Below are 20815 nucleotides of genomic sequence, written 5' to 3'. Positions count from 1 at the left end.
TGCCTCAAAACCAGCCGCAAGCCGTGAGGAGGTCACGGAGCGCGTCGAAAGTTTCCCAAATAATATCTATGTTCTCCAGGAAGTCACGCAAACGCAAAGCCCGAGACCATACTTCAATGCTGCCAAGGCGTCTGACTTGGTCACGCTATAACCGCTTCCAAGCTAAGCGATCCTCCCCCCATTCCCAAACCTTCTCTTTCTGAACTATGAGCTTGTCACATCACTCTACTATCTTAATCAAACGTTTGTTTAAGAATGGACTATTTTCTGCAGCACATGAGCCGTTTCTTCTATCTCCTCCCAAGTCGTTCCCGTCCCGAAGCTGATCCGGAACAGGCCGTGGGCTTCATCAGGGGAGTGTCCCATCGCAAGCAAGCTTTTCGGGGGCGCCGAGTGACTGGTTTTACAAGCACTGCCCGATGAAAAAGCAATACCGTTGCGATTCGCTTCAAGCATCATCCATTGGCCTTCGTAGCCGGATGCTCGTAAAGCAAGGTGGTGCGGAAGACGAGTATCGCGATCACCAAATAGATGAAACCCGAGAGGTTCCAGAATGTCTAGCAGCCATTGTTGCATACGGCGCCACGTCTCGGAAAGACTTGGCAACTCCTCATATAGAGTGGCAGCGGCTGTTGCAAAAGCAGTAATTCCTGGAACGTCGACGGTCCCGGGACGAAATCCTTCTTGATGAGTAACACCTTCGTAAATCCCCCGCCATGTCACTTTGGGTGAAATATAGCAGGCTCCTGTATTTTTCGGGCCGTACACTTTGTGGGAAGAGAAAGAAGCCGCATCGACATGCAGTTGCTTGATATCAATGTGCAGCTTGGCGAACGTCTGCACCATATCACTATGAAATACAACCTCTGCCCCCAGCAAGTGTCCGATCTCGTCCAATGGCTGAATCACGCCTGTTTCACTGCTCGCATGACAAATAGAAACGAGAATTGTATCTTTTCGAAGCAGCTGCTGGAGCGAGGTGAGATCAACTTGTCCATTCGGAAGCGCCCTCACTTCTTCGATGATAAATCCTTCCTGGCGCAGCTTGTTCATCGCCTGGTACACCGAGGGATGCTCGAATGGAGAAGTGATGATATGACGCCCTCGTTTTTGGTTTCCATAAGCCAGACTAAGCAAGGTGGAAATGTTGCTGTCTGAGCCGCCGCTGGTGAAGTAGATGCCTTTCGGGTCGGCATGAATCAGATTAGCTATTTCTCTTTTGCAGTGACGAAGAAGCTGGTTGGCTTCTTCTCCCATATCATGCAGACTTTGCTCATTTCCATAGTAGGAGAGAGCTGCTTTCCTATAAGCATCAATCGCTTCAGAACTCATCGGTGTCGTCGCGCAATGGTCTAAATAAATCATCAGTGACTCCTTTCTCTGCTTCCCCGTGACAAGTCTATACTGGATAAATAATCTATGTTTATGTTCACTTTTTCACATAATACACAAAATAGGGTTGTCACAAGTTTAAATTTATGTAAATATATATGTCAAGACACATGTAAATATAATCGATCATATGCAACAGGGGGAAGGGACATGAGACTAAAACACCTGACAACCGATGTCGTCATCATCGGAAGCGGCATTGCCGGAATGATGGCAGCGTTAGAAATGTCGCGGACAAGAAAAGTCACGATGCTGACGAAGACAAGCTTGGGTGCAGGCAATTCGGTAAAAGCACAAGGTGGCATTGCAGCCGCTCTGCATCGAAACAAAGAAGACGAGTCCCTTCACGTGAACGATACATTAACCGCTGGAAACGGCTGCAACGACATCAATACAGTCGAGTCCCTTATTCAAGAAGCACCGCGAGTAATGGAATGCTTACTAAAAAGTGGGGTTCCGTTTGATACCGATACAAATGGTCATTTCCAATTGGCACGAGAAGGAGCGCACAGCTTGCGGAGAATATTTCACGCGGGCGGTGATGCGACCGGTTATTGGATCATGTCCTCCCTTAAAAAAGCGTTGCCTGCTCATATAGAAGTGCTTGAAAACGTCATGGCCCATGATCTCCTCATGGACAATGGAATTTGTGACGGCGTGTATGGCACGAATAAACAAGGAGAGACAATCGTTGTCCATGCTGCTCACACGGTACTCGCCACAGGGGGAGGCGGACAGCTGTATTCTACAACGTCTAATGCGGAAGAAGCGACCGGCGACGGGTATGCGATGGCATATCGTGCGGGGGCAGAGCTGGTTGATATGGAATTTCTGCAATTTCATCCGACGATGTTATCAATTGGGGGAAAAGGGGCTGGCTTGTTATCGGAAGCGATCCGAGGCGAGGGCGGCACGTTGATTGATGAGAATGAGCGGCCGATCATGCGAGAACACCATCCTCTCGGTGACCTTGCCCCTCGTGATGTGGTAGCAAAAGCAGTCTATGAAACAGAAAAATCCGGAAAACAAGTCTACCTTTCGATTCAACAGATTGCTGATTTTGAGAAGAAATTTCCTAGCATCGCTGCCTCCGTCCGTGAACATGGTGTATCTATCGAAGCAGGTGTACTCCCGATTCGGCCTGGCGCTCATTTTATGATGGGCGGAGTAGCTGCTGATGCCTCGGGACAGACGACAGTAACCGGATTGTATGCCATTGGAGAAGTAGCTTGCACCGGCATGCATGGTTCGAACCGGCTCGCGAGCAATTCCCTTCTTGAAGGGGCAGCATCGGCTCTTCTGCTTGCACGTGAGCTTTCATCTATACCAGAGAGGCAAGCAGGCGATAGGAGACTGCCATTATTTCAAGGGACGAGCTCTTCTCTTATGACGCTTCCAGATAAAGAAGAGGTGCAAGAAAAGATGGATCAGTGGGTTGGAATCGTACGAGGAGAAACACAGCTAAGAAGAATGCTGCATTGGCTTGCGTCTTACCGGGATAACATATTTTCTCCCATCCCTTTGGAAGCGTCCAAGGAAGAAGTCGAGCGAATCAATATGCTCGTTACCGCATGGATGATGACACAAGCCGCGCTTCTCCGTACAGAAACACGAGGCGCTCACATTCGAGAGGATTACCCTTATTCACGAAACGAGTGGAAACAGAAAAGAATAGAATTTCAGATTCGCAGGGAAGCCCCTGCAATCATAGGTAGATTGGAAAAGGAGGCCGTCCATTGAATCGGATGCTAGTAAGAAAAAAGATAAATGAGTTCCTGGAAGAAGACGTTTATACCGGTGACATAACGACCGACTCTATTTTTTCGGAGGAGGAAGAAACAAAAGGCACTCTCCTCGCCAAAGGAGAAGGTGTTTTTTGCGGAAAGATTGTCCTTGAAGAGGGGCTGCGTCTCCTTGATTCAGAGGCAGTGATCACCTGGTATGTGGAAGAAGGAGACACGCTGGAACGTGGTGAAAAAATTGCCGACATCCACGGGAAAACAAGAGCGTTATTAACGAGTGAACGAGTGTTGTTGAATATGATCCAGCGCATGAGCGGAATTGCAACGGCGACCAAAACAGCCGTCATGCGGTTACATGACTTATCCATTCAAGTGTGCGACACACGAAAAACAGCGCCGGGTCTTCGAATGTTTGACAAATATGCGGTACGAATCGGCGGTGGAACCAACCATCGTTTCGGGTTATATGATGCAGTCATGATTAAAGATAATCATATTGCGGCCGCAGGGGGAATTAAGAAAGCGGTGGAGAAAGTCCGGGAAAAGGCAGGACACATGGTGAAAGTAGAGGTTGAAACGACGAAGGAACAAGAAGTGAGAGAAGCAGTCGCTGCCGGAGCGGATGTCATCATGCTCGACAATCAAGGACCAGAGGCAGTCCAGTCACTGACGGCGCTCATCCCTTCCGTCATTCAAACCGAAATATCGGGAAATGTCACGTTAGATAATATCGCCGATTACCAAGGCTGCGGGGTGGATTTTATTTCGCTCGGTGCATTAACCCATTCTGTGACAGCTTGCGATATTAGCTTTCTGTTAGAAACAAAAACAACAGCAGTACCACACTTTTCATAGAAAGGAAGAAAGGCAATGACAGTGCTAGATCAATTTCAACGGAACACGATACCGGCATCCATCCGTCGTCTCCGTCAAGACGAAATGGAGCAGCGGGTGTGGGACATCAAAGAACAACTGGGCTCCCGTTTATTTATCCCTGGCCATTATTATCAAAAAGATGAAGTCATTCAGTTTGCGGATGCTACAGGGGATTCGTTACAGCTTGCAAAAGTAGCTGCAGAAAATAAAGAAGCAGAGTATATCGTATTTTGCGGGGTTCATTTTATGGCAGAAACAGCGGATATATTATCCGAACCGGAACAAACGGTTCTTCTCCCTGACAGAAGAGCCGGCTGTTCCATGGCGGATATGGCAGACATCAAGCAAGTACGAACAGCTTGGAATATCCTTCAAGACCTATTCGGAGACACGATGATCCCATTGACATATGTAAACAGCACCGCAGCCATTAAGTCGTTTTGCGGGGAACAGGAAGGAGCTACGTTAACGTCCTCCAATGCTCATCGCATGCTCACATGGGCTTTTTCGAAAAAAGAAAGAATTTTATTTTTGCCGGACCAGCATTTAGGCCGTAACACAGCTTATGATCTGGGCGTACCGCTCGAAAACATGGCAGTCTGGGATCCGATTCAAGAAAAGCTCGAATGGGACGGCGACTTGGAGCAAGTGCAAATGATTCTTTGGAAAGGACATTGTTCCGTTCATGAAAAATTTACGATCGACAACGTAGAAGAAGTGCGTGCTCAGCACCCGGATGCCCACATTATCGTTCATCCAGAATGCAGCTTTGACGTTGTTCAGGCAGCCGATGAGAATGGATCGACGAATAAAATTATCGAAACGATTCGACAGGCTCCGGCTGGAAGTAAATGGGCAGTCGGTACAGAAATGAACCTCGTCAACCGACTAACGAAGGAAGAAACCGAGAAGGCCGTCTTTTCCTTAAATCCAAATATGTGCCCGTGCCTTACGATGAATCGAATTGACTTACCTCATCTTTTATGGTCGCTCGAAAGCATCTTAGAAGGCGAGCCTCACCATATCATACAAGTGGATGAAGAGACGAAACAATGGTCTCTCACAGCATTGGATCGAATGCTAACCCGGTAATCAGGAAGGGGCATCCTAGCGTCCTTTGACACATTTTTGTTTTTGTAGAGAATCCTGTAAACACAAAGAAAAAAACGCCGGCTTCTTCTTAACGAGGGCCGGCGTCTTTGCATAAGAAAAAGGATATGAATGGACATGTCCGGTGCATTCTATTTAAATCGATCTTGTTCTTCTTGTTTGACTTCAATGGAGCCGAAGCTGAAGCCATTTACATCCGATGCTTTTCCTCTCCATAGATTTCCACGGATCGGAACTACTCGTTTGGAGTCCACAATCTTGGCGTTACGAAGATGAATATAGCCAGTTTCATACTCATCCGCATCGGTGTGCTTCGCAAACTTATGCATCATTTTATCCAAGAAATTCTCCATTTTTTCCTCAAGCGCACTATCTTCACTTTTCAACCGGCGTTTTACTTCTTCCATGTATGTGACATTTCCGATGAGACGGCCGGATATCGTGGTGCCGCTCACATTCAGCGTCACATCCATTTCCGCTCCGTTGTCCGCAAGACGAATTAAATACCTCAGCATAAAGTCGGTGTAGTGGTTTTCATGAAAATCTTCTTCAGGCATCCTTTTCCCTCCTCTTCTGCTTCTATTTTACCCCCAAGTCCCGCCAACTTAATCATCTTTCTTTTAAGTCAAATTAGAGAGTATATTAATTATGCTGTAAATTGATATTCAAATATTCACTTGAATGTATTATACTAGAAGTAACAAAAGGAATGATGAGACGGGGGAATGCGGCGTGGCCAATGAACGACCAGATGACGTTTGTGAAATTACCTGTGTGGAACAGGAGAAAGTAGATCGCGTTCGGGGAAAATTAGTCGAAGAAGAAACAGAACGTATGGTGAATATGTTCAAAGGGCTTGCTGATAAAAGCCGGATGAAAATCGTGCAAGCTCTGGCGATGGAAGGAGAGCTGTGCGTGTGCGATGCCGCCAATATTTTAGGAGCATCGATTGCATCCACTTCCCATCATTTGCGCTATCTTCGTAAGCTGGGACTTGCGAAGTATAGAAAAGAAGGGAAGCTCGTATACTACTCTCTCGATGACGAGCACGTCCAGCAAATTGTGGAGCTGGCTTCTGATCACCAGCACGAAATTGGAGCCCGGGAAGAATAGAGAAACGGGGGCAGAGCCATGGGGCACCATCATCATCACAGTCATCAAAATATAAAAACAGCATTTTTTCTCAACCTTGGATTTACGATTATCGAATTAATTGGCGGGATTTTAACTAACAGTGTAGCTATTATTTCGGATGCCATTCATGACCTCGGAGATTCCATATCTCTCGGGATGTCCTGGTTTCTTCAAAAAAAGTCCAACCAGGGAAGCGATGAACAATTTACGTACGGTTACCGGCGTTTTTCTCTGCTCGGAGCGCTGATAAACAGTATTATTTTGATCGTTGGTTCTCTTTTTGTCTTGTCCGAAGCGATTCCGAGGCTGTGGGATCCAGAAGTTCCACATGCGGGCGGGATGTTTTTCTTAGCACTTCTCGGAATGGCAGTCAACGGGGCAGCTGTTCTAAAATTAAAATCAGGCACCTCCATGAATGAAAAAGTGGTTTCCTGGCATTTAATGGAGGATGTGCTAGGTTGGGCGGCTGTGTTTGTTGTCAGTATTGTTATGTTTTTCTGGGAGTTTCCTATTTTAGATCCGTTGCTTGCCACATTGATTACGCTCTATATTTTATATAATGTGATCAAAAACGTGAAAAAAACATTGTTTATATTTCTCGACGGGGTCCCGGAGGAAATCAACCCGACTGAAGTAGAAAAGCTCATTAAGGCCATTCCTCACGTGAAAAATACCCATCATACCCATATATGGTCACTAGACGGAGAATCCCACGTCTTAACTGTTCACGTCGTACTTGAAGGGAATTGTTCTCTTTCCGAAGCGAAAGCAGTAAAACGAAAAGTGAAACAAGCACTGCAAAGGTACCACTTCAGCCACATGACAGTGGAGGTTGAATTTTCACCGGATGATTGCAGTCAGGAAACGTTAGAATGAGAAAAGGAGCTGGGGACGTAATGATCCCGAGCTCCTTTTTTATAGGTTGGAGAATACATGATTTGGATATTTGCGAGATCTAGCTTCAGGGCCATTGGTTCACGATCGCTTCAACACTCGAGACGAGGGCAAGATGGTTTTTCCTTAGGGCACAAAAACAAAGCGAACCTGCTCCTCACTGGCAGCGGGGACAGGAGTGAACGTGACACTCTCATCTGGAGGTGCCGAAAAAATGTGGTTCAATTGCATAATCGGACAAGTAGCACATGTATCTTCAATCCCCGTACAGGTGGTCGAACATTCTAATGTCCCATTTGTATAATGCAAGGAAACTTCATAATTCACGTGGCGATCAACGTGATTACAGTACGTGGAGATCCTTGACATGAACTGACTCATTAGGCATGCTCCTTTTACATCTTCATGATGAAATATATTTCACGAAACTGTAATCTAACTGTAACATGATATTAATAGATACCCCGAGGGAAGAAGTTTTAAACTACAAAATTGTTGGAAGTAGAGATAGATAAAATGATGTTTTGACCTTGAGAAAAACAGGTATACAACCACTGCACACGCCGTTATACCAAAAACAAGCCATATTTATACGAATCCGGGCTGTCTTTACGGGAAAGGCACACGCTTCGTTCGGATGACACTGGAAATGATAAAAGGAACACATATGAAAAAAGAGAGAAAGAAGGGGATAATATGAAAAAGAAATATATGATCATTGCAGTGGACCAAGAGGGAAATGAAGTCGGACTCGAACCATACATGGAAGATGAACACCGAACAGGCGTCTACTTCGAATCAAAAGAGCAAGCATGTGCTTTTTATGACGTCATGAAAACAGACTTATCGCCATGCTCTGTAAAAATGCTTACCGTGAATCCTTAAAATACCAAGGGACACCTCCCTTGATAAAATAGAAAAAAGATACTGTAAAAGAAAGCAGCGTTCCAGGGAAAGGGACGCTGTTTTTTTACTGGGTGGCATACCTATGTATGAGAAACGGAGTAAAAGACTACTAGCATCCCATTCGATATTTTTTGTATAGAATCCTTCTGGCAAAATTTTTAGAATACAGATATAATTTATTCAATGGCTAATATTAAAATTATCAAAAGGAGGAGGTGGAAATTATGTTTCAACTGCCGGTAGAAACGTTTTGGCTGATTGTGCCTTGGCCGTTTATTTGGCTCGCGTTTGGAATCGTGATGTATGTAGTCAATAAGCGTGACGACAAGCGGGAAGAAGCATATGAAAATAACGCAAAGAAGGTGAATTAGATGAATCAGGATGCTATTATTTTTATCATTTACTTGCTCATTTTGTTAACGATAGGTTTATATTTTTCAAGAAAAGCTTCCAAGTCGGCAGATAGTTATTTATTAGGAGATCGAAATGTCGGTCCTGCCGTAACTGCATTTACAATGCAAAGTACATCGATGAGTGGTTTCATGTTTATGGGTGGTCCTGCGATGGCTTTCCAGCAAGGGTGGTACGCCATTTGGTATGCGATCGGGGATGCCGGGGGCGGGATTGTCAACTTGTCCGTCCTCGGAAAACGAATGAGAAGGATGTCTGAAATTCTTCAAGCTCTTTCTCCCATTGAATACTTAGAAAAGCGTTATGAAAGTCCAGCGGTTCGTATTGTTGGCGGTATTATTTCCATCATTTTTTTATTTGCCTATGTATTTGCTCAATTTATTGCTTCCGGAAAAGCGCTCGAGTCGCTCACAGGGCTTCCGTTTAGCTGGGCGCTCATTATTGGCGTTAGCGTAATCATCGCTTATACCGTAGTCGGCGGGTATCTTGCCGTTGTCTGGACGGACTTCTTTCAAGCAATTGTCATGCTTCTCGGCGTCGGCGGCATTCTCATTATGGGACTCATTCATGTCGGCGGTTTGTCTGGGTTAAACGCGGCTCTCGCCGATATCGATCCGACCTATCTAAGCATTTGGGGACAGGGTCTTGAGTTTTATGGTCAATGGGGAGTCGTTCTCGGAGCAGTTCTCATTTACTCGATCGGTTATATGGGGCTGCCTCACGTGGTCGTACGCCATATGTCCATTCGGAGTACGAAAAGTGTAAAAAGCGCGATTTTGTGGACGTCGATTTACAATCAATTGTTTGCCTATTCTCCGTATCTCGTCGGGTTTATCGGCATTATTATGCTGCCGACGCTCGGAGATCCAGAAATGGTCATCCCGACTTTGGCATACACGTTTTTCCCTGGTTTGTTTGCAGCGATTTTGCTGTCCGCGATTATGGCAGCGATTATGTCTACCTCGGACTCTATTTTAATGCAAGCCGGCACCATCCTGTCTCGGGATGTGTATCACCGCTTTATTAACAAGAAAGCCGGCCACGGTCAACTCGTCTTAGTGTCGCGTCTCTGTATTTTACTCGCGGGAACCATTGGTGTCATCGTTGCAATTAACGAGCCGCCAAGTGTCTTCACGCTCGTTGTATTTGCGTTCGGGACCCTCGGAAACAGCTTTCTCGTTCCTTACGTGTGTTCCGTGTATTGGAAAAATGCTAATAAGATCGGTGTCCTGTCCGCCATGATCGCAGGTGGAGCTTCACACATACTATGGACCGCGCTCGATTGGCAGTCGGCCACCGCCATCCATCCGTTTTTAGGTGGTTTGATTGTATCCATCGCAGCCATGATTCTCGGAAACTTTTTTGGCAGCCCGCCTTCGGATGAAATTCAAGAAGCTTTCTACAAAGCAAGAGGAACACATAAGTTGCCGAAGAACATTGATAAAAATGTAGCCCGCGATCTCGCGCCAGAAGCAAGCTCTATCGCAGACTTCACAGGCTACAACCGTCATCCGGTGAAAGGATGAAGTCGATGACAACAACAACGCTTGTTAAAACAGAAACGATTCACTACGATCAAGATGAAGTGAAAAAAGTATTGGAGACACTCGATGAATCACAGCTTTTTGAAGTCAACCAGCTCGTCTTTTATCCCTACTACTTTTTTGAATGCCAGCTGGAACGAAAAAGCTTGCTGCAGCCCAAAGGAGGAGGCAAGGCAGGGTGCGCGGTAGACGGAGTAAATAAAGTCGGCTCCCTCGTCGATCAATCACCCGTCTTTTTAGAAAAAGAATTACCAGCGAGTGACATGATCCCAGTCACCTATGATTGGGAAGAAGCAAAAAAAGCGGCGATTGATTTCGTTCGTCACTCTATCACGTACCGGATGAAAGTGCTCGCCCCTCCTAAAATGACGATCACGCGGGCAGAACTCTTTTATCGCCCGTATTGGATCGCAGAAGGCCAGTCTGTTCCTCCTGACCGCTACACTCTCACGGTCGATGCGGTGTCAGGAAAATATCATCCATTATAAAAAAGAAATCACCACCCCGCAGCTTTGAATGAGAGTTGCGGGGTGTGTGTTTGCCGGTTCACGGACGGGCTGAAAGATGCTTGGAATTCGAGATGTCTCTAGGATAGGCACGAAACTTCAAGAAACGAGAGTAACGAAGGCAGAAGCTGATACAGAAAAGTAGAAAGGTTACCATAGAGGAAAGAAAGGGAATTTGAGGCCACGGAAGCAAGGGGAAGTTGCCCTGAGAAGTAGAATGGAAGCTTGGGAGGTCATGCAAAGCATCGAAACGTACCCAAAATAGGAGAAGGGGAAGCAGAGAGGGAACGCAAGGGGTGGAAAGGTTACCGTAGAGAATAGAAAAAGAAGCCTAAGGTCACGGAAGCAAGGGGATGTTACCCTTAAAAGTTGAACGAAAACCTGTGAGGTAACGCAAAACGGAGAAAGGTTACCTGACAGTTGATCGAAAACTTGTCAGGTCAGGCAAACCAATGAAACTTGCCCGAAATGTAGAGCGTAATCCTACAAGGTGACGCAAGCTATCGGAACTTATTTAAATTAAACAGAATTACTAAAGCAGTGGAACGTAAAGGGGAGGAAGACACCGAGAACCCGGAATGATAGGCGGCGCAGCAAACACGAGACATCGACCTCCAATGCGTGAACGAAAGCAAGGCGCAACCTTCCGCATTCTCTGCTTCCGTGGTCACCTATGTTAAAATAAAACCAGACATTTCAAGGAGAAGGAGAGGAACAAGGGATGGCAATGATTTTGTCCTATGTAGAACCGCCGGAGGACGTCCTTGCATACATGAAAGAGCATTGTGACGTTCGTCTCGCGCGGCCACGAAAAGAAAAAGAATTGTTTTACAATTATTTAAAGGAAGCGGATGGATTATATGGCGCGATGCTGAAAATAGATGATGATTTGCTTGACCATGCGCCACATTTAAAAGTAGTAAGTAACGTATCGGTCGGTTACGACAACTTTGATATGGAAGCAATCACGAATCGCGGGATTATGGCGACACATACGCCGACTGTTCTAATCGATGCGATGGCAGATTCAATGATCGGTATGATGATCGCGACGGCTAAACGGATGTCTGAACTCGATCGGTATGTAAAAGAAGGACATTGGAAAAAGCCGCTCACCTCTGACATGTTCGGAATGGATGTGACCGGAAAAACACTTGGTATCATTGGAATGGGACGGATTGGAGAGGAAGTTGCTCGACGGGCATCCGTTGGTTTTCGTATGAATGTGCTTTATCATAACCGGCATCGAAAGCCGGAAGCTGAGAAAACGACAGGTGCTGTATATGCGGACCGGGACGAGCTCTTAGAGACATCTGATGTGGTCATGGTGTTAACCCCTCTTACTGAATCAACCCGAGGCATGATTGGAGCCGAGGAGTTTAAACAAATGAAAGAACGTGCTATTTTTATCAATGGTGGCCGCGGCCCAGTGGTAGTAGAAGAAGATCTCGTACAAGCGCTGGAAAAAGGACAGATTCAAGCCGCTGCCGTTGACGTGTATGACAAAGAACCAGTTGATTCGGATCATCCGTTATTAAAAATGGACAATGTCTTAACGCTTCCTCATTCGGGTACCGCTACGGTAGAAACGCGTCATGCGATGTACCAGGATGCCGCAGAACAGTGTGTGGCGGGTGTCCTCGGTCAAGAACCGAAACATGTGATAAAACGATAGAAACATGGTTGGTCCCAGGGAGAAAAAAGGATGCGGTCGATAGAGACTGGATCCTTTTTCTCATTCCCAAAAAATTGACATTTCAATAGTTTACCAGGTAAACTATTATGTAGTTGAGGGAGTGAACGTCATGGATACAAAACTTCAAGAAGCGATTCAACTGTTCACCGATGTGATGATTTACGGGCAAAATGAAGTGTTCCGGAAAGTAGAAAATGAGTTGCACCGGGAATTTTCACTTGAGCAAATTAAAATGCTGGACTGGCTGCACCGATTGGGACCGCTTACCTCGAAGGAGCTTACCGAATTGCAGGGTACCCATAAGAGCGCGACCTCCAGCCGCCTCAAGAAGCTGCTCGATAAAGGGTATGTCGAAGTGGCTCACCATGAACAAGATAGACGAGTGAAGTACATAGACCTGACCGATCAAGGAAAGAAAGCCTATAAAAAAACACAAGAACAAGTAAATGACTATTTAAGAGAAGTGTTGTCAGGAATTAAAGATGAAGAGATTGATCAATTCATTTTTATTTTTCAGAAAGTGAAAGAATTACTTAAAGAACAACACGACAGATAAAAGAGGGAGAGCTTTTCAGCCGATTTTACATTTCAAAGTTGATCACACTCACTATCACGGATGTGACCACTATGCTTTCCGATCTTATAATAAAGTCATGCCAAAAGGGGCGTCCTTCGGCATGACATTTCATTTTCTTATCATCAGGTCGGGAAGCAGAAAAGTGATAACTAAGAGAGCGGTAACAAAAATCAGAAACTGCATGTCCCGTTTATTCCAAGTGAGGCGGCGGTAATAGCTGCGGTCGCGGCTCCCGTCAAATCCTTTCGATTCCATTGCAACCGCTGTCCGTTCTGCTTTGCGGATCGCGCTTGCCATCAATGGGATAAAGTAGCGTTTCCACTGCTTCCATTTTCTCTCTTTCCCAAAGCCGCGGATCATGTGAGCGGTTCTTACTTGTGCCAATTCATCGCGAAAAGCGGGGAGAAAGCGATAAGCCGCCATCATTCCGTAACCGAAGCGGGGCGGCAGCTTGCATTGTTGAATCAGACTGAGCATGAATTTGGTCGGTTCCGTCGTGAGAACGAATAGTAGCGACCAGGAAGCGAAAACAAGCGCCCGCAGTCCGAGGGAAGCACCGATGATTACGTTTTCGAGAGCAACAGGAAGCGGCCCAATTTCAAATAAAACAGTCGCTCCCTGTTCATCGGGAAAGACGACTTGCATCCATAGAAAACTAAAAGCAAATAAGAGAAATGGCAATAGCAACAGCAATAGAAATCGGGGTGAAATGCCACCCAGTCCAATGATGGACGCGATCGTCAACACAAAAAGAAATAACGGCGTCCAAAGATCAAACACGGGAATCATGACAGCAATCATGATTAGAACAGCAACCAGTTTCAATGAAGGGTTCACTTGCTGTAAAAAACGTGGCTGTTGCTGATATTCTTCTATCATGGAACCATCGCTCCTTTCTTATAAGATACGAAAGTATAGCGTTCCTGGAGTCACGTTCAGCTTCAGCGCCTGCTCGTTCGAGGTCAGTGCTTGTCGCATAGCGGTTCTTCTGCTAAGAACGCAAACGTCAGGTAGGGAACTTTTGCTAAGTACACGAACGTCAGCAATTGATCTTCTGCTAAGAACGCAAACGTCCTGTTTGCAACGCAGAAGTCAGTACATCGTGTACTAGCTAACGCAAAAGTCAACGCATCCTGCGTAAGCCAACGCAGAAGTCAGCACGTCATGTGCAAGTCAAGGTGCTTGCGTTTTTCTTATTCATTGCTCTCTCCCAGCGTTCGAGTTCCCAGGAGAGAGGTGCTTTCAATGCTGCTTTCTCTAATCGATCGCGATCGTTAAAAAAGGGGGCGATGGGTCCTTCGTAAGTGATTGTCCCTTCTTCCACGAGCAACACCTTTTCGGCATAGCGGGCGACGAGTTCCATATCGTGTGTGATCATCACAATCGTTTGTCCTTCGTCATGCAATTGTTTCACTTGTTTCATCAGCGCTACTGTACTTGCTTCATCTTGTCCGAATGTTGGTTCATCAAGAATCAATACATCTTGCTGCGGAGAAAGCATGGAAGCAACAGACAAGCGCCGCTTTTGCCCTTGGCTGAGGGAGAAAGGATTTTCCATCCGCTTTTCCTGGAGGCGAAATTCGTCCAGCTTGTTCTCGACGTCTTGCTGCCATTCTGCTGCCGGTGTGTCTGTTATTTTCCAACCATAGGACAGCTCTTCTTCCACAGTATCGGTCACAAATTGGTGTTCCGGTTGTTGAAAGACATATCCGGTACGCTGAAATAATTCGGCTCGTGACATTCGTTGTTGGTCTTCTCCGTTTCTTCGCAGCACCCCATGTGTCGGGGAGTGGATACCCGCAATCACTTTCGCTAATGTACTTTTGCCAGCCCCGTTCGCGCCAACCAGCACCGTGAATTCACCAGAAGCGATAGAAAAATAAACATCCTCGAGAACGGTTTGATTTTTATAGGAAAAACATACCGACTCTGCTTCCATGATAGGGGCATCCGTACGAACAGAAGGCACCGTTTCCGTTTCCGTTGAAGGAGATAGAACAATGGCTTGCTTTTCACAGGCAGCTTGCCATTCTTTTAGTGATAAAGGAAGTGTCGGCCACGTGATTTTTCCTGCTTTTTCTAGCTCCAATGCTTTCATGCACACTTGAGGGAGCCAAATTCCTTCTTGCTGTAACGACACAGCATCATTCGTGAATATTTCACGAGGCGAGCCTTCTGCCAATATCCCTTCTTTTTCACTTAGCGCGATTACCCTGTCAATAACAGGAAGGACTGGATCAAGCTGATGTTCAATAAAAATAACAGTTTTGGAAGGATCACGGGCGATGTCAGCGAACAATCGAAGAATGTCATCACTACTTTTCGGGTCTAAATTAGCGGTTGGCTCATCGAGGACAAATATATCCGGATCTAAGGCAAGCAAACAAGCTATCGCTGCCTTTTGTTTTAACCCGCCGGACAGCTTATTCAACGCCTCATGACGACGGTCCACTAACCCTGTGTACGCGAGACTTCGTTCTAGTCGCTCTTCCATTTCTTCTCGAGACAGCCCGAGATTTTCGAGACCGAATAAAATTTCATCCTCCACGGTCAGCATACAGAACTGTGTTTCCGGATCTTGAAAAAGAATACCAACGTGCTGAATCGCTTCTCGCGGCGTCCATGTGGCAGGGTGTTCTCCTTTCACGGACAACGTCCCAGTAACGTCCGCTTCTACCGATCTTGGAATTAAGCCTTGAAGAGCGTGGGCGAGTGTACTTTTTCCACACCCGCTGGGACCAAGGAGGAGGACGGTTTCCCCTTTAGTAATGAAAAAAGTAACGTGTCGTAAGGACGGTCGTTTCTGAAGGCCGAACGTAATCGATACATCTGTTGCTTCGATGATACTCATGATGCTGATTTCTCCATTTTTTTCTTCTGATACTCTTTACCGAGTGCAAAGTTATGGAGCACTCCTGTCCGCACGAGCGTATAAGCGAGTGAACGGCTCGCCCAGCCACCGAAAATCGCACCGCTGAGAAGAGCGGTAATGACCATGAACGCAAAAACGGGTGGAGCATATTGGCTGTAGCCGTAAATGAAATACAGGGTAATGACATTTGCCATCGTACCGGCCATTCCCGCGAGCATGAGAACGGGGAGGGTGAAGATTCGATATCGGAACATCGCAAACATCATTTCAGCTCCGAGACCTTGCGTGAATCCAAGCAGCAACACAGTTCCGGCATTCACCGAACCGACCATAATCTCCGTGAAAGCAGCAATCATTTCCGCAGCCAGAGCAACCCCGGGTTTCTGAATAATCACCATACAAATAATCGGTGCCATCAACCATAACCCTTTCATCAAACCAGCGCCCGCAGGACCCGTGATCCCAGTGAGAATTTGATTGACGAAAATCCAAACTAAATAAAGCACTCCAAACACGGCAGAGAGAAACGCTATCACTACGATTTCACGCAAATTCAACGTGCTCATCGGCTTGTACTCTCCTCCGTAAAGGCAAGTGGCCAATCTGCGGCTTGATACGCCATGTCAAAGAACATATACTCCAGCTGGCAGCCTTCCAAAAAATGATCTTCCCAGCGCTGTTTTTCTTCAGCGGTTGCTTTTTCCGCAAGTTGATCCAGTTTGTCTAAGTACACATTCATTCGCGGTTCTTCTTGACTGCCATAAAAGGAAATCCAGTCATAATACGGGTGAGACGGCTCTGGATTGTAGTCTTTGATGAGACGCTCGCCGCAGTCTAAATAGACCCACGGGCAAGGAAGAGTCGCCGCAATGATGTCTCCAAGCGTTCCTTCATACGCCGCATGAAGCATGTGCTTCGCGTAATGCTGGGCGATCGGAGCGAGACGGTAGCCTTGTAGTTCCTCGTAAGTTACCCCGGCCTGTTCGCACATATTGTGATGGGGGTGAATTTCACTGTTTAAAATAAATCCAATGCTCGTATGGAACATTTCCATATCTTCCCGTGTTTGGCATTTTGCCAAGCCGAGAGCGCGCGCTTGAATCATCGCATTCAAATATTCATAGTCTTGCTTCACATAATGAATAAGCTGATCTTTCTCCAATTGTCCTTTGCCGATACCTTGAACGAATGGATGCTCATAGCACGCATCAAATAAATGGTCTGCCTTTCTACGTAACTCCTGGGAAAAACTCATTCACATAACTCCTCCTTTTTATGATTGCAGTTAGTCAGTTGCAGCTTTTTGAAGACCGCTCCGACCTATCATTGAAAAAGAGGAAGCCGCCGGGATGGGGCAGAACAAACCATGTCAACGCTGCCCCGGATTTTTGTGTAGTGAAAAAGGTACCTGCTTACTTGAAAGGATTCACACTGCTGTCGTCTTACGCACACAAAAAAGCCGCCCCCGGAAATGGAGCGGCTGGTATGTCCAATATCATGGTAATACAAGAGTACACCTCTGTTAAAAGAGATGGTACACTTGGAGTTCATTCAGACACCGTCTCCACTTCCCTACGCTGGTATTAACCAGATCAGGTTCTAAGGGACCAAGGCTATTCACCTTATCTCAGCTTTTCGAAAAAAGCGCCCCTAGCGGACTTCCTATTCAATTGAAATCAATGTAACAAAGGTTCTTATAAATGTCAAACAGTTTTGAAATTACGGTTACTTTTAATCTTGAGGAAAACATGACTTTAAAGGTTATGATGAGTACAATTTGTCGCTTACTATATTTTTCATTCGAATTATAGTTTGACAAATCACTATATTTAGAATATTATTATATCAGAGTACCTTTACATTATTTTCCTATCATTTCCATTTCTTTATCATTCAACTTATGTGAAGTGTCGTACTTCTACGTGCGAATGGTTCTACTGGATGCGGAACGGTGATCCCAAGAACGACTTGCCGTGGAAGGGAACATAGAGAGATAGATCCCTGTTCAATAATCAGTGGTTTACGCAGACAAAAGAGACAAGCGCCATTCCTGGAAGAGGAATCAGGCGCTTCGCGTGTGTAGCGGAGAGGAAAATAGCACTTCACGTATCGATCGTTCCCTTCAACTGGAAGGAAAGATCGACATGTAGGAATATGATAAAAAGCTAGGAGGGAGTCATGAAAAGGATCTCAAGTTAGCTTCAATTCAGCCGTGTAGGAAAGGAATTAGCGGGACCAATAGCTTGCGCCTCAACATGTAACGGAAAACCGAGATTATTGATAATAAGGGGGACTTTGGGTTGGTTCGGTCGAGCTTAGCGTTCTATTCCATTAACGAGCTTCCACGTAAATTAAAGGAACTGGAGAGTAATTGGGAATATTTTATGAGTGAACAAGAAGTGCCTCATTCGAACAATGTACGCTTAGAAGTTCTAGAATCATGGAAACGTTGCCAACAATATGGAGTCGACCCGCTTCAAAAACAATCACCCATCAAAATGAGTGAAGCAAAATTAAAGGAACAAATTAATCAGTCCACCTTGTACAACATCTCCCTGCCCATCATTGATGCATTTTCCAAACAAATTGCTGGTACCAATCATCTCATCACGTTAGGTGATCATGACGGTAGAATTATTTATTTACAAGGGGAAACCCCCATACTAGATAAAGCCGAACAAATGAATTTTGTCATTGGCGCGGATTGGAGTGAAGAGTCTGCCGGATCAAATGCCATCGGAACATCTCTCGCGGCGAGAAAGCCGATCCAGATTCTTTCCTCTGAACATTATTGCCAAGGTGTCCATCCTTGGGTTTGTTCCTCTGCGCCAATCCGTGATCCGAGGACAAATAAAATATTAGGCATCATCGATGTAACAGGTCCTAGTCATCATGCACAATCGCATTCTTTAAGCGTCGTCCAAAACGTTTCTCATTTAATCGAACAACAGTTGTTTATCCATTCCTATGATGTGTTTAAACATTTACAAGACACGTATCAAGAAATGAAAACCAATACCTCCGCCCATGTTGTAATAGTGGACGAGATGTTAAATGTAGTACATGGAGATCGTGCGTGTTTAGATCTTTTTTCGCTCTCCCATTGGAATCAGTTATGGGCAAAAGAAGAGCTATCCTCCTTAAAAAAAGTATTACAAGAGAAAAAACCATACGAAGTGGAATGGGACGTAGCTTCGTGCCCATCAAAAATATGGGTGCGACGGATTACCTTCAACGCGGAGCACATCGGTTTTGCTCTTTTCATTGAAAAACCGAGACTGTCTACGCCACCGAATACGGAGCTAAAAGGAGTAATTGGGCAATCGGTGGCTCTTCAACAAGCGATTCAAAAAATCGGTGTCATTTCGGACAAGAATATACCTGTTCTTCTTACAGGGGAAAGCGGGACCGGGAAAGAAGTATTTGCGCATAACATTCATTTGAAAAGCCAGCGTAAACATAACCCGTTTATTGCTATTAACTGCGGGGCCATTCCTGAGAACTTAATTACGAGTGAATTATTTGGCTATGCCCGTGGAGCATTTACAGGTGGAGACCCCCAAGGAAAAAAAGGAAAGTTCGAAGAAGCCAATGGCGGGACGTTATTTCTTGATGAAATAGGGGAGATGCCTTTAGATTTGCAAGTTCACCTGTTGCGAGTGTTACAAGAAAAAGAAGTCGTTCCTATCGGTTCCTCGAAACCCGTTCCGGTCGATGTTCGTATTATTGCGGCAACGAACCAAGATTTGGCGTCCTTAATACAGAAAGGTACGTTTCGCTCGGATCTTTACTATCGTTTGAATGTGGTGGAAGTACATTTGCCCCCGTTGAAACATCGAAAAGGAGACATTCCTCTTTTGTGCCAGCACTTCGCAACAGAATTAGCGAAAAGCCATGGAAGAGAAGTACCTGCTATTGACAACGAAGTGCTTGCTTTTTTTGAAGAGCATTCTTGGCCTGGGAATATCCGAGAAATGAAGAATGTCATGGAGTACGCGGTTCTCTTTCACGGGGGGCAGCATATTACGATGGAATCTTTGCCGAAATCTATCTTAGAAAAACAGAAAGAAGTTGATAGTCCCCCGGTTGATCGGTTCACTCCGTTAGAACGAGCGGAAAGAGAAGAGATCATCGAGTTAATCCATGAAACGAATGGCAACTTATCAGAAGTGGCAAGACGCTGCCAAATTGCGCGGACCACCTTATATCGACGAATGAAAAAGTATCACATAGACCTCATGAAGAAGGTATGACAGTCATTTCTATCTCTCGTAACAAATATTTATAAAAATAAGAGACTGTATGGGAGGATGTTACCCCCATTTACAGTCTCTTTTCATGTGTATCGTGTAATGCGGGAAAGGATAACACGTTGGCAAGAAAAGCGGAGGCGTCCCGATCAGCCACGACAGGTTCTGGAGGGCAAGCGAAGAAAGCCGCCTTTTGCTTTCTTTGACTGGACCAGGTGGATGATCGGCTAAACCCGTCTTGTCCTGAGACAACGCCGATCTGACCCACATCGTGTGGGCCTCCCGAGTGGCTGGACACCGCAGTTAGACAGATAGAAAAGCGAAAGGCGCCCGTGCCCGCGTTCTTTACACCGAGCGGGCGCCCTCACCAGTTCTTAGAATCTACTTTGATTTCACTTCAGGGAGAGGAAGCTTGACCCAATCTTTGTAAAACGTATCGATATCCGGTTCAAAGTCGTGGATCACAGGATACCAAGGAGTGACGGCTTCTACTTCTAACTGTGCGGCACAACTTGGGCAGTAATATTCACGGATCACTTGCCATTCTGGATCAGGTGCCATTAATACGGGATAAATCTCATTCATTTTTTCTTCGTCATCCCGGATAAATATATTCGCGTGAACTTTCCAGTTTTCTTGATAATCGCAGAATTCGTGACCGCAATCGCATTTCACGATCCGATCTCCATTTTCTTTTAATACGATATATAAGTGGAGTCCGAGTGGTAATAGGATAGGGTCATCCCAGGAGACTCTCTCTTGCATGACTTCCCGGTAGACTTTAAAACGTTCGGCATCTTTATGACTAGACATCATGTTTTTAATTTGATACCACTCTAATGTCCCTTCGACCAGTTCATTAATTACTTTATGATCGTATTTGTAGTCGGCCATAACCATCCTCC

The 20815-nt window shown here is 45.6% G+C and carries 22 protein-coding genes and 1 riboswitch; of the genes, 13 read left to right on the top strand and 9 right to left on the bottom strand.

The features are described 5' to 3' along the window. Positions 1 to 249 precede the first annotated feature (249 nt). Entirely contained in the window at positions 250 to 1365 is a 1116-nt protein-coding gene (locus BM095_RS06060; protein ID WP_091658917.1) for an IscS subfamily cysteine desulfurase, read from the bottom strand. A gap of 177 nt (positions 1366 to 1542) precedes the next feature. On the opposite strand from BM095_RS06060, the gene nadB reads away from it, so the two are divergent. Genes nadB through nadA form a run of 3 tightly spaced genes read left to right on the top strand, consistent with a single transcriptional unit; the run spans position 1543 to position 5102 of the window. Then, entirely contained in the window at positions 1543 to 3132 is a 1590-nt protein-coding gene (gene nadB, locus BM095_RS06055) for an L-aspartate oxidase (protein ID WP_177194716.1), read from the top strand. Further along, a complete protein-coding gene (gene nadC / locus BM095_RS06050; RefSeq protein ID WP_091658912.1) occupies positions 3129 to 3989 on the top strand; it encodes a carboxylating nicotinate-nucleotide diphosphorylase in 861 nt (286 codons plus the stop codon). The genes nadB and nadC overlap by 4 nt, the downstream gene beginning before the upstream one ends. Positions 3990 to 4004: 15 nt before the next feature. Beyond that, positions 4005 to 5102, top strand: a complete 1098-nt coding sequence (nadA, locus tag BM095_RS06045; protein ID WP_091658910.1) for a quinolinate synthase NadA — start codon at positions 4005 to 4007, stop codon at positions 5100 to 5102. 149 nt (positions 5103 to 5251) lie between these two features. On the opposite strand, the gene gvpU is transcribed toward nadA, so the two are convergent. After that, positions 5252 to 5677, bottom strand: coding sequence for a gas vesicle accessory protein GvpU (gene gvpU, locus BM095_RS06040; RefSeq protein ID WP_091658908.1), 426 nt, complete (start codon positions 5675 to 5677; stop codon positions 5252 to 5254). 175 nt (positions 5678 to 5852) lie between these two features. On the opposite strand from gvpU, the gene BM095_RS06035 reads away from it, so the two are divergent. Next, positions 5853 to 6233, top strand: coding sequence for an ArsR/SmtB family transcription factor (locus BM095_RS06035; RefSeq protein WP_245757828.1), 381 nt, complete (start codon positions 5853 to 5855; stop codon positions 6231 to 6233). 18 nt (positions 6234 to 6251) lie between these two features. Next, positions 6252 to 7130: a cation diffusion facilitator family transporter gene (locus BM095_RS06030; protein ID WP_091658903.1), complete on the top strand. Its 879-nt coding sequence runs from the start codon at positions 6252 to 6254 to the stop codon at positions 7128 to 7130. Between the two features lie 144 nt (positions 7131 to 7274). On the opposite strand, the gene BM095_RS16335 is transcribed toward BM095_RS06030, so the two are convergent. Further along, positions 7275 to 7529, bottom strand: coding sequence for a hypothetical protein (locus BM095_RS16335; protein ID WP_143083188.1), 255 nt, complete (start codon positions 7527 to 7529; stop codon positions 7275 to 7277). A gap of 315 nt (positions 7530 to 7844) precedes the next feature. Here BM095_RS16335 and BM095_RS06025 point away from each other — a divergent pair, with 315 nt between their 5' ends. From BM095_RS06025 to BM095_RS06005, 6 genes are all read left to right on the top strand, one after another. Then, positions 7845 to 8033 carry a hypothetical protein gene (locus BM095_RS06025; protein WP_091658900.1) on the top strand — a complete coding sequence of 63 codons (189 nt, stop codon included), beginning with the start codon at positions 7845 to 7847 and terminating at the stop codon, positions 8031 to 8033. A gap of 245 nt (positions 8034 to 8278) precedes the next feature. Continuing rightward, positions 8279 to 8425 carry a hypothetical protein gene (locus BM095_RS16510; protein ID WP_177194715.1) on the top strand — a complete coding sequence of 49 codons (147 nt, stop codon included), beginning with the start codon at positions 8279 to 8281 and terminating at the stop codon, positions 8423 to 8425. Continuing rightward, the gene (locus BM095_RS06020) at positions 8426 to 9991 is read left to right on the top strand and encodes a sodium/proline symporter (protein ID WP_091658897.1); all 1566 of its coding nucleotides are present in this window, start codon (positions 8426 to 8428) and stop codon (positions 9989 to 9991) included. Between the two features lie 5 nt (positions 9992 to 9996). After that, positions 9997 to 10497, top strand: a complete 501-nt coding sequence (locus BM095_RS06015; protein WP_091658894.1) for a hypothetical protein — start codon at positions 9997 to 9999, stop codon at positions 10495 to 10497. Between the two features lie 739 nt (positions 10498 to 11236). Continuing rightward, positions 11237 to 12190: a 2-hydroxyacid dehydrogenase gene (locus tag BM095_RS06010; protein WP_091658892.1), complete on the top strand. Its 954-nt coding sequence runs from the start codon at positions 11237 to 11239 to the stop codon at positions 12188 to 12190. A gap of 130 nt (positions 12191 to 12320) precedes the next feature. Beyond that, positions 12321 to 12767: a MarR family winged helix-turn-helix transcriptional regulator gene (locus tag BM095_RS06005; protein ID WP_091658889.1), complete on the top strand. Its 447-nt coding sequence runs from the start codon at positions 12321 to 12323 to the stop codon at positions 12765 to 12767. A gap of 129 nt (positions 12768 to 12896) precedes the next feature. Here the strand turns inward: BM095_RS06005 and BM095_RS06000 are convergent, their stop codons facing one another. The 4 genes from BM095_RS06000 to tenA form a co-directional block, all read right to left on the bottom strand. Continuing rightward, positions 12897 to 13667, bottom strand: coding sequence for an energy-coupling factor transporter transmembrane component T family protein (locus BM095_RS06000; RefSeq protein ID WP_091658886.1), 771 nt, complete (start codon positions 13665 to 13667; stop codon positions 12897 to 12899). A 283-nt stretch (positions 13668 to 13950) separates the two neighbouring features. After that, on the bottom strand, positions 13951 to 15639 hold the full coding sequence (locus BM095_RS05995; protein ID WP_091658883.1) for an ABC transporter ATP-binding protein: 1689 nt from the start codon (positions 15637 to 15639) through the stop codon (positions 13951 to 13953). Continuing rightward, entirely contained in the window at positions 15636 to 16226 is a 591-nt protein-coding gene (locus BM095_RS05990; protein WP_091658881.1) for an ECF transporter S component, read from the bottom strand. The genes BM095_RS05995 and BM095_RS05990 overlap by 4 nt, the downstream gene beginning before the upstream one ends. Beyond that, entirely contained in the window at positions 16223 to 16915 is a 693-nt protein-coding gene (gene tenA / locus BM095_RS05985; RefSeq protein WP_091658878.1) for a thiaminase II, read from the bottom strand. Before tenA ends, BM095_RS05990 begins: the two co-directional genes overlap by 4 nt. Positions 16916 to 17055: 140 nt before the next feature. Between tenA and BM095_RS16705 the strand changes: the two genes are divergently transcribed. Then, on the top strand, positions 17056 to 17247 hold the full coding sequence (locus BM095_RS16705) for a hypothetical protein (RefSeq protein WP_218151611.1): 192 nt from the start codon (positions 17056 to 17058) through the stop codon (positions 17245 to 17247). Next, positions 17213 to 17322: riboswitch (TPP riboswitch) on the bottom strand. Its footprint overlaps the gene before it by 35 nt. A 638-nt stretch (positions 17323 to 17960) precedes the next feature. After that, positions 17961 to 19913, top strand: a complete 1953-nt coding sequence (locus tag BM095_RS05980; protein ID WP_091658875.1) for a sigma-54-dependent Fis family transcriptional regulator — start codon at positions 17961 to 17963, stop codon at positions 19911 to 19913. Between the two features lie 70 nt (positions 19914 to 19983). On the opposite strand, the gene BM095_RS05975 is transcribed toward BM095_RS05980, so the two are convergent. Both BM095_RS05975 and BM095_RS05970 read right to left on the bottom strand, forming a co-directional pair. Further along, the gene (locus tag BM095_RS05975) at positions 19984 to 20178 is read right to left on the bottom strand and encodes a hypothetical protein (RefSeq protein WP_091658872.1); all 195 of its coding nucleotides are present in this window, start codon (positions 20176 to 20178) and stop codon (positions 19984 to 19986) included. Positions 20179 to 20291: 113 nt separating this feature from the next. Further along, entirely contained in the window at positions 20292 to 20804 is a 513-nt protein-coding gene (locus tag BM095_RS05970) for an acetone carboxylase subunit gamma (RefSeq protein WP_091658870.1), read from the bottom strand. Positions 20805 to 20815: the final 11 nt, after the last annotated feature.

This window comes from Alteribacillus iranensis (genome assembly GCF_900113025.1).
GTDB lineage: Bacteria > Bacillota > Bacilli > Bacillales > Marinococcaceae > Alteribacillus_A > Alteribacillus_A iranensis.
This window is presented reverse-complemented; position numbering and strand designations above follow the sequence as displayed.

What these genes read in the sequence shown, in the direction of transcription:
- BM095_RS06000 (WP_091658886.1), bottom strand. Translation starts at nt 13,667, where the DNA reads ATGATAGAAGAATATCAGCAACAGCCACGTTTTTTACAGCAAGTGAAC.
- BM095_RS16335 (WP_143083188.1), bottom strand. Translation starts at nt 7,529, where the DNA reads ATGAGTCAGTTCATGTCAAGGATCTCCACGTACTGTAATCACGTTGAT.
- BM095_RS06015 (WP_091658894.1), top strand. Translation starts at nt 9,997, where the DNA reads ATGACAACAACAACGCTTGTTAAAACAGAAACGATTCACTACGATCAA.
- BM095_RS05970 (WP_091658870.1), bottom strand. Translation starts at nt 20,804, where the DNA reads ATGGCCGACTACAAATACGATCATAAAGTAATTAATGAACTGGTCGAA.
- BM095_RS16510 (WP_177194715.1), top strand. Translation starts at nt 8,279, where the DNA reads ATGTTTCAACTGCCGGTAGAAACGTTTTGGCTGATTGTGCCTTGGCCG.
- BM095_RS06060 (WP_091658917.1), bottom strand. Translation starts at nt 1,365, where the DNA reads ATGATTTATTTAGACCATTGCGCGACGACACCGATGAGTTCTGAAGCG.
- nadA (WP_091658910.1), top strand. Translation starts at nt 4,005, where the DNA reads ATGACAGTGCTAGATCAATTTCAACGGAACACGATACCGGCATCCATC.
- BM095_RS06005 (WP_091658889.1), top strand. Translation starts at nt 12,321, where the DNA reads ATGGATACAAAACTTCAAGAAGCGATTCAACTGTTCACCGATGTGATG.
- gvpU (WP_091658908.1), bottom strand. Translation starts at nt 5,677, where the DNA reads ATGCCTGAAGAAGATTTTCATGAAAACCACTACACCGACTTTATGCTG.
- nadB (WP_177194716.1), top strand. Translation starts at nt 1,543, where the DNA reads ATGAGACTAAAACACCTGACAACCGATGTCGTCATCATCGGAAGCGGC.
- BM095_RS06025 (WP_091658900.1), top strand. Translation starts at nt 7,845, where the DNA reads ATGAAAAAGAAATATATGATCATTGCAGTGGACCAAGAGGGAAATGAA.
- BM095_RS06010 (WP_091658892.1), top strand. Translation starts at nt 11,237, where the DNA reads ATGGCAATGATTTTGTCCTATGTAGAACCGCCGGAGGACGTCCTTGCA.
- BM095_RS05995 (WP_091658883.1), bottom strand. Translation starts at nt 15,639, where the DNA reads ATGAGTATCATCGAAGCAACAGATGTATCGATTACGTTCGGCCTTCAG.
- BM095_RS06020 (WP_091658897.1), top strand. Translation starts at nt 8,426, where the DNA reads ATGAATCAGGATGCTATTATTTTTATCATTTACTTGCTCATTTTGTTA.
- tenA (WP_091658878.1), bottom strand. Translation starts at nt 16,915, where the DNA reads ATGAGTTTTTCCCAGGAGTTACGTAGAAAGGCAGACCATTTATTTGAT.
- BM095_RS06030 (WP_091658903.1), top strand. Translation starts at nt 6,252, where the DNA reads ATGGGGCACCATCATCATCACAGTCATCAAAATATAAAAACAGCATTT.
- BM095_RS05990 (WP_091658881.1), bottom strand. Translation starts at nt 16,226, where the DNA reads ATGAGCACGTTGAATTTGCGTGAAATCGTAGTGATAGCGTTTCTCTCT.